Consider the following 625-nt stretch of genomic DNA (forward strand, 5'->3'; position numbering starts at 1 on the left):
GCCGGTGGCTGCACCGACTCGGTATCTCCCGGCTGCGTGATCTGACCCCGGCCGGCGAGAACGCCCGCAGGACCCCGGCGCGGATCCGCGCTGCGTGGCCCGGGCATATGGTCCACCTGGATGTGAAGAAGGTCGGCAAGATCCCCGACGGTGGCGGCTGGCGGACCCACGGCCGCGGTAGCGCCCAGGCGTTGAAGTCCAAGCGCGGACCCGGGGCCAGGATCGGCTACACCTACCTGCACTCGGCCGTGGACGGCTTCTCCCGTCTGGCCTACACCGAAGCCGCCGAGGACGAGAAAGCGGTGACCACGATCGGGTTCTTCGCCCGGGCCAGAACCTTCTTCGCCGCCCACGGGATCCACAGGATCCACCGGGTCGTGACGGATAACGGGGCCAACTACCGAGCCCGGGACTTCACCCGCACCGTGAAAGCCCTGGCCTCCCGCCACCAGCGGATCCGTGCCTACACGCCGCGGCATAACGGGAAGGTCGAACGCTACAACCGGTTACTGGTCGATGAGGTGCTCTATACCCGCACCTACACCAGCGAACACGCCCGACGCACCGCGGTGGCGGTCTGGGTCAATCACTACAATTACCACCGACCCCATACCGCCTGCGGCGA

At 67.7% G+C, this 625-nt stretch carries 1 protein-coding gene; it reads left to right on the forward strand.

The window, feature by feature from the left end; all coding sequences use genetic code 11:
* Positions 1-625 (forward strand): integrase core domain-containing protein (locus RF638_RS16080; RefSeq protein ID WP_368842469.1); only part of this gene is annotated, 625 nt, incomplete at both ends.

The organism is Kocuria sp. CPCC 205235 (assembly GCF_040980905.1).
GTDB classification, from domain to species: Bacteria; Actinomycetota; Actinomycetes; order Actinomycetales; family Micrococcaceae; genus Kocuria; species Kocuria carniphila.